The organism is Mesorhizobium loti, assembly GCF_003148495.1.
Taxonomy (GTDB): domain Bacteria; phylum Pseudomonadota; class Alphaproteobacteria; order Rhizobiales; family Rhizobiaceae; genus Mesorhizobium; species Mesorhizobium loti.
The window spans coordinates 789,613-806,445 of sequence record NZ_QGGH01000002.1 but is presented as its reverse complement, the minus strand read 5'-3'; the positions used below and the strand labels follow the sequence as shown (position 1 = coordinate 806,445).

At 63.3% G+C, this 16,833-nt stretch carries 15 protein-coding genes; 14 read left to right on the top strand and 1 reads right to left on the bottom strand.

The annotated features are described in order from the left end of the window. The first annotated feature begins 194 nt into the window (after window positions 1–194). Window positions 195–2,150, top strand: a complete 1,956-nt coding sequence (locus C8D77_RS12345) for an LTA synthase family protein (protein ID WP_109662826.1) — start codon at window positions 195–197, stop codon at window positions 2,148–2,150. Window positions 2,151–2,198: 48 nt separating this feature from the next. Here the strand turns inward: C8D77_RS12345 and C8D77_RS12340 are convergent, their stop codons facing one another. After that, window positions 2,199–3,845 (bottom strand): pilus assembly protein, encoded by a 1,647-nt coding sequence (locus C8D77_RS12340; protein WP_109662824.1) that lies wholly within the window; start codon window positions 3,843–3,845, stop codon window positions 2,199–2,201. Window positions 3,846–4,309: 464 nt separating this feature from the next. Between C8D77_RS12340 and rpsF the strand changes: the two genes are divergently transcribed. The 13 genes from rpsF (at window position 4,310) to purF (ending at window position 16,832) form a co-directional block, all read left to right on the top strand. Further along, the gene (gene rpsF / locus C8D77_RS12335) at window positions 4,310–4,810 is read left to right on the top strand and encodes a 30S ribosomal protein S6 (protein ID WP_013532520.1); all 501 of its coding nucleotides are present in this window, start codon (window positions 4,310–4,312) and stop codon (window positions 4,808–4,810) included. Next, window positions 4,810–5,058 (top strand): 30S ribosomal protein S18, encoded by a 249-nt coding sequence (rpsR, locus tag C8D77_RS12330; protein WP_006203718.1) that lies wholly within the window; start codon window positions 4,810–4,812, stop codon window positions 5,056–5,058. The genes rpsF and rpsR overlap by 1 nt, the downstream gene beginning before the upstream one ends. 220 nt (window positions 5,059–5,278) lie before the next feature. Further along, window positions 5,279–5,863: a 50S ribosomal protein L9 gene (rplI, locus tag C8D77_RS12325; protein WP_109663351.1), complete on the top strand. Its 585-nt coding sequence runs from the start codon at window positions 5,279–5,281 to the stop codon at window positions 5,861–5,863. A 298-nt stretch (window positions 5,864–6,161) separates the two neighbouring features. Beyond that, window positions 6,162–7,466, top strand: coding sequence for a cyclopropane fatty acid synthase (locus C8D77_RS12320; RefSeq protein ID WP_109662822.1), 1,305 nt, complete (start codon window positions 6,162–6,164; stop codon window positions 7,464–7,466). 68 nt (window positions 7,467–7,534) lie between these two features. After that, a complete protein-coding gene (locus C8D77_RS12315; protein WP_109662820.1) occupies window positions 7,535–7,858 on the top strand; it encodes a YnfA family protein in 324 nt (107 codons plus the stop codon). Window position 7,859: 1 nt separating this feature from the next. Further along, complete coding sequence (locus tag C8D77_RS12310) at window positions 7,860–8,831, top strand: small ribosomal subunit Rsm22 family protein (protein WP_109662818.1); 972 nt, start codon at window positions 7,860–7,862, stop codon at window positions 8,829–8,831. Window positions 8,832–8,972: 141 nt separating this feature from the next. Then, the gene (locus tag C8D77_RS12305; RefSeq protein WP_109662815.1) at window positions 8,973–9,686 is read left to right on the top strand and encodes a DUF1428 domain-containing protein; all 714 of its coding nucleotides are present in this window, start codon (window positions 8,973–8,975) and stop codon (window positions 9,684–9,686) included. 47 nt (window positions 9,687–9,733) lie between these two features. Continuing rightward, entirely contained in the window at window positions 9,734–10,099 is a 366-nt protein-coding gene (locus C8D77_RS12300; protein WP_109662813.1) for a YciI family protein, read from the top strand. Then, complete coding sequence (locus tag C8D77_RS12295; RefSeq protein WP_109662811.1) at window positions 10,096–11,325, top strand: RNA polymerase sigma factor; 1,230 nt, start codon at window positions 10,096–10,098, stop codon at window positions 11,323–11,325. Before C8D77_RS12300 ends, C8D77_RS12295 begins: the two co-directional genes overlap by 4 nt. Window positions 11,326–11,552: 227 nt before the next feature. Continuing rightward, a complete protein-coding gene (locus C8D77_RS12290) occupies window positions 11,553–13,043 on the top strand; it encodes a replicative DNA helicase (RefSeq protein ID WP_109662809.1) in 1,491 nt (496 codons plus the stop codon). Window positions 13,044–13,100: 57 nt separating this feature from the next. Further along, window positions 13,101–14,504, top strand: a complete 1,404-nt coding sequence (gene radA, locus C8D77_RS12285; RefSeq protein ID WP_109662807.1) for a DNA repair protein RadA — start codon at window positions 13,101–13,103, stop codon at window positions 14,502–14,504. Window positions 14,505–14,589: 85 nt separating this feature from the next. Continuing rightward, a complete protein-coding gene (locus C8D77_RS12280) occupies window positions 14,590–15,258 on the top strand; it encodes a CvpA family protein (RefSeq protein WP_109662805.1) in 669 nt (222 codons plus the stop codon). A gap of 104 nt (window positions 15,259–15,362) precedes the next feature. Continuing rightward, window positions 15,363–16,832: an amidophosphoribosyltransferase gene (gene purF, locus C8D77_RS12275; protein ID WP_109662803.1), complete on the top strand. Its 1,470-nt coding sequence runs from the start codon at window positions 15,363–15,365 to the stop codon at window positions 16,830–16,832. The last annotated feature ends 1 nt before the right edge of the window (window position 16,833 follow it).

Sequence of the window (16,833 nt, the reverse complement as noted above, 5' to 3'; positions counted from 1 at the left end):
CGCAAGGCAGGTCGCCAAGTCAAGCCCAGTTCGACCCCGCCCGGCGGCGGCTTCGTCTGCCGAGTGCCTGTTCCGAAAGGCTTTTTGGCGATCACTCCTGATGAAAACCGCTCACGATTCGTTTGCTGGCTCTTCTTATTTTCGCTACAGGCGCTAGCTTTGCGTGACAATTCTATGACAATCGAGTGACGTGTTTGTCGCTGGGTGGGGAAGTTAAGGTGGCAAAGAGTTACAAACGCGCCGGCAAGGCCGCGCCACAGTTCTTGGAAGACGACCCTTCCACCGGCTATCTGCCGGGCAGGAGATGGCCGGTCGTGCGCTATGGGCTGATCAGCCTGGCGATCGCTGCCATGCTGGTGTTTGCCATCGAACTGATCGTGCGCGGCGACTTTGCTGGCACCGTCTCCTTCTTCCTGCAGCCGCTCAAGCCTGGCTGGACCACCATTGTCGTGTTTGCGCTGATCCTGATCGGCCTCGATGCGGTGCTCGGCCGCAGCCACCAGAGCCTGATGATCGTCGCGCCGCTGACCTTGTCGCTTGCCTTCGTCGGTCACCAGAAGTCGCACTATCTCGGCGATCCGCTCTATCCGACCGATTTCCTCTATGCCCGCCAGATTTTCGCGCTGCTGCCGCTCCTGGTGCGCGACCGGCCGATGACCGCGCTTGCCATGGTCGTCGGCATCGTCGCCGGCCTGTCGCTGCTCGTCTATGGCTGGCGGCTGTGGCGCCGCAAGGTTCCGGTGCTCAGCCGCAAGGGACGCCTTGCCCGGCTGACGCTGGCCGTGCCGCTGCTCGCTTTCTTCGTTTCGATCATGGACTATGCCACCTTCTCCTGGACCAGGGACAGGCTGCAGATCATACCGATCATGTGGGACCAGAAGGAAAATTATGCCTCCAACGGCTTTGCGCTGGCCTTTGCCCTCAACGTGCCGATGGCGCATGTCTCGGCGCCATCAGGCTATTCCGACAAGGCAATCGCGGCGATCAGCAGGACTGATGTGACCGCCTCGGTGCCGGCCGAGAAGCCCGACATCATCATCGTCATGAGCGAGTCCTTCTGGGATCCGACCAAGCTGCCCGGCGTCACCATCACGCCCGATCCGATCCCCAATGTGCGGGCGCTGCGCTCGGGCTCGATGTTCTCGCCGGAATTCGGCGGCATGACCGCCAACATCGAGTTCGAGGCGCTGACCGGCTTTTCCAACGCATTCCTGCCGGCCGGCAGCATCCCCTATCAGCAATATGTGCGCACGCCGACGCCTTCGCTCGCAACCTTCCTCAAGAGCCAGGGTTACCGCGCGCGCGCCATCCATCCCGGCACCAATTGGTTCTGGAACCGTGGCGCGGTCTACGCCGATTTCGGCTTCAACGATTTCAAGTCGGAAGAAACGCTGCCGCCGATGCAGAAGCGCGGGCCGCTGGCATCGGATGCGGCGATGACCGACGAGATCATCAGCGAGGCCGACGCCAGCGACGAACCGGTGTTCTTCTTTGCGGTCAGCCTGCAAAACCACGGTCCCTACGAGCCGAACCGCTATTACAATCCCACCCATACGGTGCAGGCGCCGATCAGCCAGTGGGCGCGCGAATCGCTGCTGAGCTACGCCGAGGGCTCAGCCGATGCCGATCGCGGTCTCGAACGCCTGGTCGAATGGGCGAAGAAACGCTCCCGCCCCACGGTGATCGCCTTCTTCGGCGACCATCTGCCGCCGCTGGGGCCGGTCTATGTCGAAACCGGCTTCCTGAAGGACAATGTCGCGCCGCGCAAGGAAGCGTCGCCCGAGGCCGCCCTCGAACACCACGAGACGCCGCTGGTCATCTGGTCGAACCGCACCGGGCCGGCTGAAGACATGGGCGCCGTCAGCCCGGCCTTCCTGCCCTATCATATCCTGAAGACGGCCGGCATCAGCCATCCCTATTACACCGGATTTCTGGGCCAGATGAGCGAACGTTACCGCGTCGTCGACCGCAACCTGTTGCTGACGCCGGCTGGCGAGGCCACGCCCGATTGGGCGCGGCAGAAAGAGATCGACCCGGCGATCCGCGATTTCCGCCTGTTGCAGTACGACATGATGTTCGGCAAACGCCACGCAGCGCCAGACTTCTTCCCCGAAACGGTCGACAAGGTTGTCGCCGCCCATACGAGTTGAACCGATCGATCCCGTGAGGAGCCGGCCGGTCTCTCTCGGGTCGAGCGTTCAATTCGTCAATTGCAGCTTCGTGAACTTGTTGGCGATCTGCAGGAACACGTTCGGCAGTTTGGTAGGATCGTTGACGGCATAATAGTCGCTCGGGTCTGAAGCGCAGGCGCTGTAAAGCGCGCGGTTGGCGGCGGTGTCGGACTGCAGCACCATGGTGTAGATTTGCACCCCCTCGTCCTTTAACTGCGTACAAACGCTTTTGGTCCAGCCGTCGACATTGCGCGCCGCGGTCGTCTGGTTGTCCGATCCGAAGCGGCCACCAGCCAGATAGCCATAAGGTGTGTAGTCGGATTTCGTCGGCTGTTCGCTGGCGCCATAGACGACGTTCTCGCCATCGGTGAGCAACAGCACGATCTTGCTGATGCCCGGCGTCTTCCAAGGCGCGCCATCGGTATAGGGCGCGGCGGGCGAAAGCACCCGCATCCCCCACGATAGGCCCTCGGAGACATTGGTGCCTGAACCGTTCCACTCGGTCATCTCGCCTGCTGCCTTACGCAGCTTGTCGAAATCGTCGGTCAGCGGGACGACGGGTGTGGGGCAAGCGCGGTTCGGGCCGACGGTGATGCGGGTGCCCGTCTCGGTGATGAGCTCGTTGACGGGCGCGATATATTTGGCGATCTTTTCCTTGGCAGGCTTGCCGGGCGTCACCAAATCGCCGACGAGATCACTGACATCGATGCCGAGAGCGTTGCCTTTCTGCTTATCGAGCTTGGTCTTGTCGTAGCCGTCGTCGAGATAGGAATTGTTGTAGTATTTATCTGAATTGCCATAGGAGGCAGACGGGGCCTGGGCAACTTGCGGATCGTCCGGCGCGAAATACGGAACGAACAACGTGTCGGGCCTGGCGGGATCTGGCGGGGTGTCGGAAATGTTGTAGGTGCCCGGTCGCGCCTCGACACAACCTTTCCATCCGGTACCGTTCCATCCGGGCTCTGTCCATCCGGTCTGCTTGAGCTGCTTGAAAAGCGCCATGTGATTGGGACGCTTACCGTCGATGACCGGGAAATTGATGCCGTTGGTGGACGACTTGCCGTCCATATCGATCCAGGACGGGTCGAATTCGTCACCGTCGACGTTGACGGCCGTAACGAATGGAACCAGCGAGGCACGGATCTGGCGCGTCGGCGACTTTGTCGATTCGAGCGTGTCGAGCAATGATTTGGTCGCTGTCCTCAGCGCCGTCATGCGCGCGCCGGCCATGGAGCCGGTGTTGTCGAGCACCAGCACGACTTCGAGCTGGTTGTTCGATTCGACGGCGGAGGCATCGACCACGATGTGCTTGCTGTCGCCGAACAGAAAGGCGAAGTTAAGACTGACGTCAGCGGAGGCAGTCGCCTTTGTCTTGACGAAATTGATGCCCTTGTCGACGGTCAACGTCGCCTGCGCATTGCCGAGTTCACCGTGCCCGACGATATTGGCCTGGAAATAGCGGTTGAAGGCATCATTGCGGGTGATGTCGAGATCGCCAAGATGCGAGGAGGCAAGGTTTGCCCCATCGAGGGCATTCTGCAGATTGCTCTTGGCCCGCATGAGGGTGGAGACATCGGTTGCGAAACCGACAGCCGTCAGGATGACCGGCAAGCCCAGTCCCAGCACGAGCGTGAAATTGCCGCTCGTTGAGCGCCAGAATTTGTCGAAAAGCATCCTTACCCCCGCAAATGCTTGCCGCGCTTTTTGTGCGCGGGCTATACGGCTTCTGCGCCTCCCATGATGAATCGACCGTTGACGGCGGGGGTTCAACTGCGCACAATCTAATAGTGTGGTTAAGGCGCAGTTGCCGGAAACCTCAAAGCCTGGGCCGTTGTTGCTGCTTGATTTTTCCGCCGCATGCGACACAGAGGACGCCGCCCGCCCTTGCGTTGCGGCTGGATTGCTATATAGACGCCCGCAATCTGCCGGTCCTTGCTGGGGGCTGAACGGAGGGCCGGAGGTTTTTTTCGAAAACCTTCGTGTGATGCCAGAAGTGCTTCCGCCTCCCGTGTCTCCGCTCTCGACCGTCTCGAAATGCTCCTTTCTTCCCCGCCCTTCGGGACCAGCGGGTCAGAGAAGTTGCAGAGGCTTTTGCCGCCGGGAACCGGGAGAGAAACGAAGAAAGGCACTGAACCACTATGGCTCTATACGAACATGTGTTTCTTGCCCGGCAGGACCTCTCGCAGCAGCAGGTCGATGCGCTTGTCGAACAGTACAAGGGCGTCATCTCCGCAAATGGCGGGTCCGTCGGTCGGGTCGAGAACTGGGGACTGAAGTCCCTTACCTACCGGGTCAACAAGAACCGGAAGGCTTACTACACGCTGATGGACCTGAATTGCCCCGCGGCCGCGCTCAACGAGATGGAGCGCCAGATGGGCCTGTCCGAAGACGTGCTGCGTTTCCTGACCATCAAGGTCGAGGCGCATGAGGAAGGCCCGTCGGCCATGATGCAGAAGCGCGAAGAGCGCTCGGAACGCGGCGGCTTCGGCGACCGCGACCGTGGCGATCGTGGCCCGCGCTCGTTCGGCGACCGTGATCGTGGCGACCGTGGCGATCGTCCGCCGCGCTCGTTTGGCGACGCTGGTGCCGATCGTGGTCCGCGCCGTCCGCGCGAAGGCTTTGAAGGGGGTGCAGAATAATGGTCGACATCAACCAGATCCCGACCCGGCGCCCGTTCCATCGCCGCCGCAAGACCTGCCCGTTCTCCGGCGCCAACGCGCCCAAGATCGACTACAAGGACGTGCGTCTGCTGCAGCGCTACATTTCAGAGCGTGGCAAGATCGTGCCGTCGCGCATCACCGCCGTCAGCCAGAAGAAGCAGCGCGAACTCGCCAAGGCGATCAAGCGCGCCCGCTTCCTCGGCCTGCTGCCCTACGTGGTTCGCTAGATCTTTTATGAGCGGGCGGTTTGCCGCCCGCTCTTCTCCCACGGCGACGGGCGCCGCAGGGTTGAGCTTCAAATCCCGGGTTGAGGTCAAAACCTCTAACTGCCGCGACAGGCAGGACAGCGACACCAGCGCCCCAGGCGCTCAAGCTTCCTGACCTGTTCCAGAGACATTCGGCGTCGATATCATCGATCGATTGGCGCCCAACCAAAGGAACAAAACCATGGAAGTCATTCTTCTCGAACGCGTTTCCCGCCTCGGCCAGATGGGCGATACCGTCAAGGTCAAGGACGGCTTTGCCCGTAACTTCCTGCTGCCGCAGGGCAAGGCTCTGCGCGCCAACGAAGCCAACAAGAAGAAGTTCGAAGGCCAGCGGGCCCAGCTCGAAGCCCGCAACCTCGAGCGCAAGTCGGAAGCGGCCCAAGTCGCCGAAAAGCTTGACGGCAAGAGCTTCATCGCCGTTCGTTCCGCCGGTGAAACCGGGCAGCTTTACGGTTCCGTTTCGACCCGCGACATCGCCGATCTGCTGACGGCGGAAGGTTTCTCGGTCAACCGCAACCAGATCCTGCTCAACCAGCCGATCAAGACTATCGGTGTCACCAATGTGGCGATCGCGCTGCATCCGGAAGTCGAAGTCACGATCACGCTCAACATCGCCCGCACGGCCGACGAAGCCGAACGCCAGGCCAAGGGCGAGACGCTGACCACCGCCGAAGCCATCTATGGCGACGACATCAACGACAACGCCCGGCCGGAAAACTTCTTCGACCCGAACACCGAGTTCGAGGGCGGCGAAGACAACGCCTGATCATACGTCGCAAGGCGATTGGAGCTGCGCTTCGATCACGATTAGAACTGTTCTGATCACTTTGCCGACATCCAGCAATACTGGACCAACGCCCGGGCCTCGCGCCCGGGCTTTTTTATGCCAAATGGAACTTTTCGAACCCCTATATATTGTTGCAGACTACAGCGTCGCGCGTCCTTTGGCCGCGCAAATGACGCTGTGGAACTTTGGTTCGGCGCAAGACCCTCGGTGAAAATCGATTCCGATTTTCGGGTCACGCGCCAAGACAGCTTGTCTGGCCGAGAGGGGACATTTGGTCATGAATATTCTGTTGAAACGCGTTCTCGACCGCCTGGTGCGGACCGGCAATCTCAAGGTAACCGGCCCCAAGGGCGCGACAGTGGTTTTCGGCGACGGCAGCGGCGAACCGGTGCACATGCATATCAAGACCGCGCATGCCGAGCGCGCCATCACCTTCGATCCGATGCTGGCTGTGCCTGAATCCTACATGGACGGCGAACTCGACATTCTCGAAGGTGGCGTGCTGGGCGTGATGCGCATCGCCTTCCAGAACATGGGCAGCGGCGGCATCGACGCCACCTGGTCGAAGGCCATCGAAGGCCTGCGCCACGCCTTCCGCCGCCTGCAGCAGATCAACACCGCCTCGCGCTCGCGCCGCAATGTGCAGCGCCACTACGACCTGTCGGGGGATCTCTACCGGCTCTTCCTCGACGAGGACATGCAGTATTCCTGCGCCTATTTCGAGCAGCCGGACATGACGCTCGACGAAGCGCAGGCCGCCAAGAAGCGCCACATCGCCGCCAAGCTCCGGCTGAAGGCCGGCCAGACGGTGCTCGACATCGGCTCCGGCTGGGGCGGGCTTGGCCTCTATCTCGCCAAGGCGTTCGACGTCGACGTGCAGGGCGTGACGCTGTCGACCGAGCAACATGGCGTCGCCACCGACCGGGCGCACGCGCAAGGGCTGGAAAGCCGCGTGCATTTCGAGCTCAAGGACTACCGCGAACTCAACGAGCGTTTCGACCGCATCGTCTCGGTCGGCATGTTCGAGCATGTCGGCGTCAACCATTACCGCACCTTCTTCGACAAGAGCGCGACGCTGCTCAAGCCGGATGGCGTCATGCTGTTGCACACGATCGGCCGTTCCGGCGTGCCATGGGCGACCAGCGCCTTCATCCGCAAATACATCTTCCCAGGCGGCTACATCCCTGCGCTCTCGGAAGTCATGCCGGCTATCGAGAAGTCAGGCCTGGTGGTCACCGACGTCGAGATTCTCAGGCTCCACTATGCCGATACGCTGAAGCACTGGGGCCAGCGCTTCGCGGCCAACCGCGACAAGGCCAAGGCGATCTATGACGAGCGCTTCTGCCGCATGTGGGAATTCTACCTGGCTGCCTCGGAAGCCGCCTTCCGCTGGCAGGACCTGGTCATCTTCCAGATCCAGATCACCAAGAAGAACGACACGCTGCCGGTGTCGCGCGACTACATAGCCAAGTGCGAGAAGGCGCTTGAGATGCGCGACATGGGGCATCGTGAAACGGCACCGGTCAAAAAGAGCCCTGCCGCCAGGCCGGCGCGCCGCCGCAAGGTTGCGGACCAGGAATAAGCATTGCCGCTTGCCATTGCCGGCTCCTGCACTGAAAAAGGTCCCGTGATCGTCACGGGACCTTTTTCATGACCTACGTCCTCTATGGCGCTGCCGCCCTGGCCGAGATCGCCGGCTGCTTCTCGTTCTGGGCCTGGTGGCGGCTAGGGAAGTCGCCGCTGTGGCTGCTTCCCGGCCTCGCCTCACTTGCCCTGTTCGGCTTTCTGCTGGCGCTGGTCGGCACGTCAGCCGCCGGCCGCGCCTACGCCGCCTATGGCGGCATCTACATTGCGGCGTCGCTTGGCTGGCTGTGGCTGGTGGAGGACGTGCGCCCCGACCGCTGGGATTTTGCCGGTGCTGCGCTCTGCATTGCCGGCGCTTCGGTGATGCTTCTCGCCCCGCGGGGCGCGTAAGATGGAGTTGCCGGCATCCCTTCGCCAAGGTGTCGAGCGCCTGCTCGAAAACGTTCCTCTGGCGGTACTCAAGCAAGCGGCAAAGACGTTGTCCGACCGCTACCGCGCCGAGCTGCGCGACGGCCGTCTGCACATGGCCGAGGATCTGGCGGTGAAGGCCTATCTGGCGACGCGGCTGCCGGCGACCTATGCCGCGATCCGCGCCAGCCTCGACGCGCTGAGCGACGCAAAGCCCGGCTTTCAACCCAGGAGCCTGCTCGACGTCGGCGCCGGCCCCGGTACGGTGCTTTGGGCCACGACCGATCAGTGGCCCGATCTCGAACAGGCGGTGCTGCTGGAAGCGAGCGCGGCGGTACGCAAGGTCGGCGAGACACTTGCCGGCGACGCAATTGCCGCCCGGACCAGATGGCTGGCGGGTGATGCCACCATCGACCTTGCCGACATCGAGCCGGCCGATCTGGTCACTTGCGCCTATGTGCTGGACGAGATCATTCCGGCATCACTGCCGAAGCTCATCGGCCGGCTCTGGCAACTCACTGGCGACACGCTGCTGATCGTCGAGCCGGGAACGCCCGCCGGCTGGCAGCGCATCCTTGCCGTGCGCCGGCAGCTGATCGAGGCGGGCGCACATGTGCTTGCGCCTTGCCCGCATCACGCGCCCTGCCCGCTCGCCCCGCCCGACTGGTGCCATTTTTCCCGACGCGTCGCCCGCTCGCGCCTGCACAGGCTGGCCAAGGACGCCGACGTGCCGTGGGAAGACGAGAAGTTCATCTATGTCGCAGCGTCCCGAGAGCGGCCCACTTCGCACCAGGCACGGGTTCTTGCGCCGCCGAAATCCGGTTCCGGCAAGGTTCTGCTCAAGCTTTGCCAGGACGACGGCACCGCCGCCGAGCGCTTGTTCACCAAGCGCGACGGCGCCGACTTCAAGCTGGCCCGGCGGTTGGACTGGGGCGACAGGCTGGCTTCCGAATAGGCAGCCGTGGCGTTTCGAACCGCGCCGAAGAAAAATTTCGGAGCGATGTCGAATCCAGGCCGTGCCGTTCGACCATTGGCGTTCTCGGACCTTTCGAGACGCCAAGAGTGTCAAACGACATCAGCCAACAGGAGAAACGCAATGAGCTATATCGCAGGATTTGTCGCCGCGGTGCCCGCCGCCAACAAGGAAGCCTATCGCAGCCATGTCGCCAAGGCGGCATCGGTGCTGAGGGAGTTCGGCACCACCCGCATGGTCGAAGGATGGGGCGACGACGTGCCCGGCGGCAAGGTCACCGACTTCAGAGGTGCGGTGAAGGCAAAGCCGGATGAAGTCATCACCTTTTCGTGGCACGAATACGCGGACAAGGCGGCGGCGGACGCAGCCTATCAGACGATGATGAGCGATCCGCGCATGGCGGAGATCGGCGCGTCCATGCCCTTTGACGGCAAGCGCATGATCATTGGCGGCTTCACGCCGTTCATCGACCTGAACACGACCGGCAAGACCGGCTATATCGATGGCTCGCTGGTGCCGGTGCCGGCCGCCAACAAGCAAGCCTACCTTGCCGTGGCGGCGAAGCAGGCCGCGGTGATCAAGGAACATGGCGCAAACCGCGTCGTGGAAGCGTGGGGCGACGATGTTCCCGACGGCGAGGTCACCGACTACCGTGGCGCCGTGAAAGCGACGGGAGACGAGGTTGTCGTCTATGCCTGGGTCGAATGGCCGTCGAAGCAGGTGCGCGACGACGCCTGGAAAAAGGTGATTGCCGATCCGCGCATGTATGCCGACGCCATGCCCTACGACAACCAGCGCCGGGTCCATGGCGGCTTCGCACCGATCCTCGACGCCTGATCCCAAGAACCCTCGTTTTCGACAATTCCTGGAGAAGGAGACCCACCATGCGTTATGCCTGTCTCATCTACTACCACCCCAAGACGCTGTTCGGCGGCAGCCCGGAGGCCAATGCCGTGCTTGCCGAATGCGCCGGCTATGACGAGGTGCTCAAGGCCAGCGGCCACTTCGTTACTGCCGAGGCCCTGGTGCTGCCGGAAGAGGCAATGACCGTGCAGGTCCGCGACGGCAAGATGTCGTCTGTCGACGGTCCGTTCATGGAGACCAAGGAAATCCTGGGCGGCATCATCGTCATCGAAGCCCGTGATCTCAACGAGGCGGTGCGGGTGGCGAGCGGCCATCCGCTGGCAACGATCGGCTTCGTCGAAGTCCGCCCGGTCGTCGACTTCAGCCAGCCGCCGCCGGTCCTGTGAGCACCGCCGGCCCGCGCGACGCCCTGGAGGCGGCCTACCGCACCGAGGCGCGGCGCGTGCTGGCGACGTTGATCCGCCTGCTCGGCGGTTTCGACGCGGCGGAGGAGGCCTTGCACGAGGCGTTCACTGCTGCCGCCGAACAATGGCCGCGCCAGGGTGTGCCGGCCAATCCCTATTCCTGGCTGGTCTCGGCCGGCCGCTTCAGGACCATCGACCGCTGGCGCCGGGAAGCGCGGCTGACCGGGGCTCTGCCCGAGCTCACGGCTCTGGCCGAGCCGACGCCGGAGCCGGCCGTGCCGGAAGACATCCAGGACGATGAATTGCGGCTCATTTTCGTCTGCTGCCACCCAGTGCTGACGCCGGATGCACGCATTGCCCTGACTCTGCGCGAAGTGGGTGGTTTGACCACCGAAGAGATCGCCCGCGCCTATCTGACGCCGGCACCGACCATCGCCCAACGCATCGTGCGGGCCAAGGCGAAGATCCGGGACGAGGCGATTCCCTACGAAGTGCCCGACCGCGGCGACCTGCCGGCGCGGCTCGAGAGTGCGCTGCAGGTGATCTACCTGATCTTCAACGAGGGGTACGCGGCAACCGAGGGGCCAAACCTGACGCGGGCCGATCTGTGCGCCGAGGCGATCCGGCTCGGCCGGCTGATGGTCGAGTTGCTCGACCAGCCGGAAGTGCAAGGGCTGCTGGCCCTGATGCTGCTGCACGAGGCGCGGCGCGCAACGCGAGTCGATGCCAGCGGCGACCTCGTGCTGCTGGAAGACCAGGAACGCGCGCTGTGGAACCGTGCGCTGATCGCAGAGGCCGACGGCCTGATCGGCCGGGCGATCGCCTCGCGCCGCATCGGACCGTATATCCTGCAGGCAGCCATTGCTTCCGTCCACGCCGAGGCGGCAGGCACGACTGAGACCGACTGGGCACAGATCGTCGCGCTCTACGATGCGCTCGGCCGCATCGACCCCTCGCCGGTTGTGGCACTCAACCGCGCCGCGGCCATAGGCATGCGCGACGGCCCGCAGGCCGGACTGGCGGCAATCGAGACGGTCATGGGACAAGGCGGGCTGGACGGCTACCATCTGGCTTATGCCGCACAGGCAGACATGCAGCGCAGGCTTGGCTTGACCGACGCGGCAAAGACCTCCTACCGGCGGGCGCTTGAGCTGACCCGGCAACCGGCGGAACGCCGGTTCATCGAGGGGCGCCTCAATCAGCTTTGAACGGAGTGGCTGCACAGGAAACCAGTGCTTGTTTTCCTGTTTTGTTCTCCCTATAGACGCGCTACATTCGTTCTTTCGATTCGAGTCAATTGTGATTCTTTCCACTGAAAAATCTTGGCTGTGAATCGCGGGTATCAAAGCTCATTGGACAGGCACTGGTGCAGATAAGTCAGCATGGACTTGTCACGTTCTGATATCGAGAAGCCGGGATCGAAATCGGGGACATCATGGCAGAAGCAGCGCGAAAATTCGGCGTGGCGGAAACACCGCTTTATCGTGAAGCGCCAAACAATATCGAGGCCGAGCAGGCGCTGCTCGGCGCCATCCTCGTCAACAACGATGCCTTCTACCGCGTCTCGGACTTCCTCAAGGCCAGCCATTTCTATGAGCCGCTGCACCGCAAGATCTTTGAGGTGGCGTCCGAGTTCATCCGCATGGGCAAGGTCGCGACGCCGATCACGCTGAAAACCTTCCTGCCGGCCGACGAGAAGGTCGGCGACATGACGATGGCGCAATATGTCGTGCGGCTGGCGGTCGAGGCCGTGACCGTCGTCAACGCCACCGATTATGGCCGCGCCATCTATGATCTCGCCACGCGCCGGGCGCTGATCACCGTCGGCGAGGACATGGTCAACATCGCCTATGACGCGCCGGTCGACATGGCGCCCGGCGAGCAGATCGAGGATGCCGAGCGGCGGCTATTCGAGCTGGCCGAAAACGGCCGTTACGATGGCGGTTTCGAAAGTTTTTCCGATGCATTGAAGAACGCCGTCGACATGGCCAGCGCGGCCTATATGCGCGATGGCCACCTGTCCGGCATTGCCACCGGCCTGCGCGATCTCGACCACCGCATGGGCGGCCTGCAGCCATCGGATTTGATCATCATCGCCGGCCGCCCGGGCATGGGCAAGACGTCGCTGGCCACCAACATCGCCTACAACATCGCGGCCGCCTATGAGCCTGCCCAGCAGGCCGACGGCTCCGTCAAGGCGGCCAATGGCGGCGTCGTCGGCTTCTTCTCGCTCGAAATGTCGTCGGAGCAGTTGGCCACCCGCATCATCTCCGAGCAGACCGAGATTCCATCCTCGAAAATCAGGCGCGGCGACCTGACGGAAGCCGATTTCGGCAAGCTTGTCGCCTACACGCAAGAGAACCACAAGCGCCCTCTCTATATTGACCAGACGGGCGGTATTTCTATCGCCCAGCTTGCGGCGCGCGCGCGCCGCCTCAAGCGCCAGCGCGGGCTGGATTTGATGGTCATCGACTATATCCAGCTGATGCAGGGTTCATCCGCCAAGGCGTCGCAAAACCGCGTCCAGGAAATCACCGAGATCACCACCGGATTGAAGGCGCTGGGCAAGGAGCTTGGCGTGCCGATCATCGCCCTCTCACAGCTCTCGCGTCAGGTCGAAAGCCGCGACGACAAGCATCCGCAACTGTCCGACCTGCGCGAATCGGGCTCGATCGAGCAGGACGCCGACGTGGTGCTGTTCGTGTATCGCGAGGAATACTACATCAAGAACAAGGAGCCGGAGAGAGGCACGCCGGAGCACCTCGCCTGGGAAACAAAGATGGTCGAGGTCCAGGGCAAGGCCGAAGTGATCATAGCCAAGCAGCGCCATGGCCCGACCGGCACCGTCAGCCTTGCCTTCCAGGGCGAGTTCACCCGCTTCTCCGACCTTGCCGAGGAGCATCACCTGCCGGAAAGGTTCGAGTAGCTTTTTGACCTACCCCAGCCCACTTCGCCCAGGCCATTTTCAAGCGGCATCCCTCTGATGGCCAAGTCGCGTGTTCAGTTCATCTGCCAGAGTTGCGGATCGGTGCATCAGCGCTGGGCCGGCAAATGCGATGCCTGCGGCGAGTGGAACACGCTGGTCGAGGAAGGCACGTCGGGCGGCATCGGCTCGGGTCCGGCCAACACGCGCAACGCCCGCAAGGGCCGCGCGGTGGTGCTGACCACGCTGTCCGGCGACATCGAGGACGCGCCGCGCATCATCTCGGGCATCGGCGAGCTCGATCGCGCCACCGGCGGTGGTTTCGTGCGTGGCTCGGCGCTGCTGGTCGGCGGCGATCCCGGCATCGGCAAATCAACGCTGCTCACCCAGGCGGCCGCCGCACTGGCGTCAAAAGGCCACCGCATCGTCTATGTCTCGGGCGAAGAGGCGGTCGCGCAGATCAGGCTGCGGGCGCAGCGGCTTGGCGTCGCCTCCTCTCCGGTCGAACTTGCCGCCGAGACCAATGTCGAAGACATCCTCGCCACAATAGCCGATGGCAAACGGCCTGACCTCGTCATCCTGGATTCGATCCAGACGCTGTGGACCGACCTTGCCGATTCGGCGCCGGGCACCGTCACCCAGGTGCGTGCCGCCGCGCAGGCGATGATCCGCTACGCGAAATCCACAGGGGCGGCGATCGTGCTGGTCGGCCATGTCACCAAGGAAGGCCAGATCGCAGGGCCGCGTGTCGTCGAGCACATGGTCGACGCCGTGCTCTACTTCGAAGGTGAAGGCGGGCATCATTACCGTATCCTGCGCACGGTGAAGAACCGTTTTGGACCGACCGACGAGATCGGCGTCTTCGAAATGTCGGACAAGGGCCTGCGCGAGGTCGCCAACCCGTCCGAGCTTTTCCTTGGCGAACGCCATGCCAAATCGCCCGGTGCTGCGGTTTTCGCCGGCATGGAGGGCACAAGGCCGGTGCTGGTCGAGATCCAGGCGCTGGTCGCGCCCTCCTCGCTCGGCACGCCACGCCGCGCCGTCGTCGGCTGGGACGGCGCCCGGCTGTCGATGATCCTGGCGGTTCTCGAAGCCCATTGCGGGGTCCGCTTCGGCAGCCACGATGTCTATCTCAACGTCGCTGGCGGCTACCGCATCTCCGAGCCCGCGGCGGATCTCGCGGTAGCGGCTGCCCTGGTTTCCTCGCTCACCGGTCTTGCCCTTCCCGCCGATTGCGTCTATTTCGGCGAAATCAGCCTTTCGGGCGCCGTGAGGCCGGTTGCGCATGCGCAACAGCGCCTCAAGGAAGCCGAAAAGCTGGGTTTTGGAAGCGCGGTTCTGCCCTCGGGCAGCGGGGAATTGGCCGGGGGGATCGGGGCCGGTTCTTTCCAGCCGACCGAGCTTGCCGACCTCGTGGCACGCATAGCCGGCTCACGCCGAAGCCGCGTGGACGTAGAAGACTAGAGCATCGGACCCAAGGGCGGGAACCGGTTTTGGGAAAACCCGATGCTCCGCGCTATAATGCGGCTCATGGAGTGGGGCGAAAGACATGCCGATTACGCTGCTTGACGGAATTCTCGTCGGCTTCACTCTGGTCTCGGCGATGCTCGCCATGGTTCGCGGCTTCTCGCGCGAAATCCTGTCCGTCGTCTCCTGGGCAGCAGCAGCCGCGGCGGCGTTCTTCTTCTACAAGCCGGTCCTGCCTTACCTCAAGCCCTACATCGAGAACGAAAAGATCGCCATGGCGGCCTCCGCCGGCGTCGTCTTCATCATCGCGCTGATCGTCGTCTCGGTCATCACCATGAAGCTCGCCGACTGGATCATCGATTCCCGAATCGGCGCGCTCGACCGTACCCTGGGCTTCCTCTACGGCGCCGCGCGCGGCATCCTGGTCGTTGCCGTCGCACTGCTGTTCTTCAACTGGTTGGCTGGCGCCAAGGCTCCCGCCTGGGTCACGGATGCCAAGTCGCGGCCTTTGCTCGAGCAGATCGGCGCCAAGCTCGAAAGCCTGCTGCCCGAGGATCCGGAAAACGCGATCCTCAAGAAGCTCAACCCGAATCAGCCGGCCGCCGAGACGCCCGCAGCTCCGGACGCCCCGGCAGCGGACGCTCCAGCAGGTGGCGACGATGCCAACACGCCGGCGCCTGACGATGACGCCGCAACACCGCCGGCGGACAACGCGCCGGCCAATCCAGCACCGGCTGCACCGGCAAACTGACGCCGAAAACGGCGTCAGGACCTAACGATGGTGTGAACGGCTGCACGGCGCGCGTTGCTTTCGACGCGAACCCGCACTATATGGCGATTTTAGCGGAGCTTAAGATGGCAGACGCAGACGACGTGCTTTCCGCCGAGGCCGACGACCATTTCCACGACGAATGCGGCGTGTTCGGCATTTTCGGCCGGCAGGATGCCGCGGCCATCGTCACATTGGGCCTGCATGCGCTGCAGCATCGCGGCCAGGAAGCGGCCGGCATCGTTTCCTATGACGGCAGCCAGTTCCATGTCGAACGCCATGTCGGCCTGATCGGCGACACCTTCACCAAGCAGCGCGTCATCGACAGCCTGCAAGGCAACCGCGCCATCGGCCACACGCGCTACGCCACCACTGGCGGCGCTGGCATGCGCAACATCCAGCCCTTCTTCGCCGAATTGGCCGATGGCGGTTTCGCCGTCGCCCACAACGGCAATCTGACCAATGCCATGACCGTGCAGCGCGCGCTGCAGAAGCAGGGCGCGATCTTCTCCTCGACCTCCGATACCGAGACGCTTTTGCACCTTGTCGCCACCAGCAAGGAGCGCGATTTGAACTCGCGTTTCATCGATGCGGTGCGGCAGGTCGAGGGCGCATTCTCGCTGGTGGCGATGACGGCCAAGAAGATGATCGGCTGCCGCGATCCGCTCGGCATCCGGCCGCTGGTGCTCGGCGATCTCGACGGCGCCTGGATCCTGGCTTCAGAGACCTGCGCGCTCGACATCATCGGTGCCCGTTTCGTGCGCGACCTGAAACCCGGCGAGATGGTCGTCGTCACATCCAAGGGCATTGAAAGCCTGTTCCCCTTCGAGCCACAGAAGACCCGCTTCTGTATCTTCGAATATGTCTATTTCGCGCGGCCGGATTCGTCGGTCGAAGGCCGCAACGTCTATGAGGTGCGCAAGCGCATCGGCGCCGAGCTCGCGGTCGAAAGCCCGGTCGAGGCGGACATCGTCGTGCCGGTGCCGGATTCGGGCACGCCTGCGGCGATCGGCTTCAGCCAGGCGGCGGGCATTCCCTTCGAGCTCGGCATCATCCGCAACCATTATGTCGGCCGCACCTTCATCCAGCCCGGCGATTCGATCCGCCACATGGGCGTCAAGCTGAAGCACAATGCCAACCGCCGCATGATCGAAGGCAAGCGCGTGGTGCTGGTTGACGACAGCATCGTGCGCGGCACCACCAGCCAGAAGATCGTGCAGATGGTGCGCGACGCCGGCGCCAAGGAAGTGCATATGCGCATCGCCTCGCCGCCGACACGCGCCTCCTGCTTCTACGGCGTCGACACGCCGGAGAAATCGAAGCTTCTGGCATCGCGCATGTCGGTGGAGGAGATGGCCGAGTTCATCCGCGTCGATTCGCTTGGGTTCCTTTCCATCGACGGGCTCTACCGCGCCGTCGGCGAGGCCAGCCGCGACAACGACCAGCCGCAATTCTGCGACGCCTGCTTCACCGGCCAGTACCCGACCCGCCTGCTCGACTTCGAAGGCCACGACAATGTGCGCACGCTGTCGCTGCTGGCGACGAGCGGGACGTAGG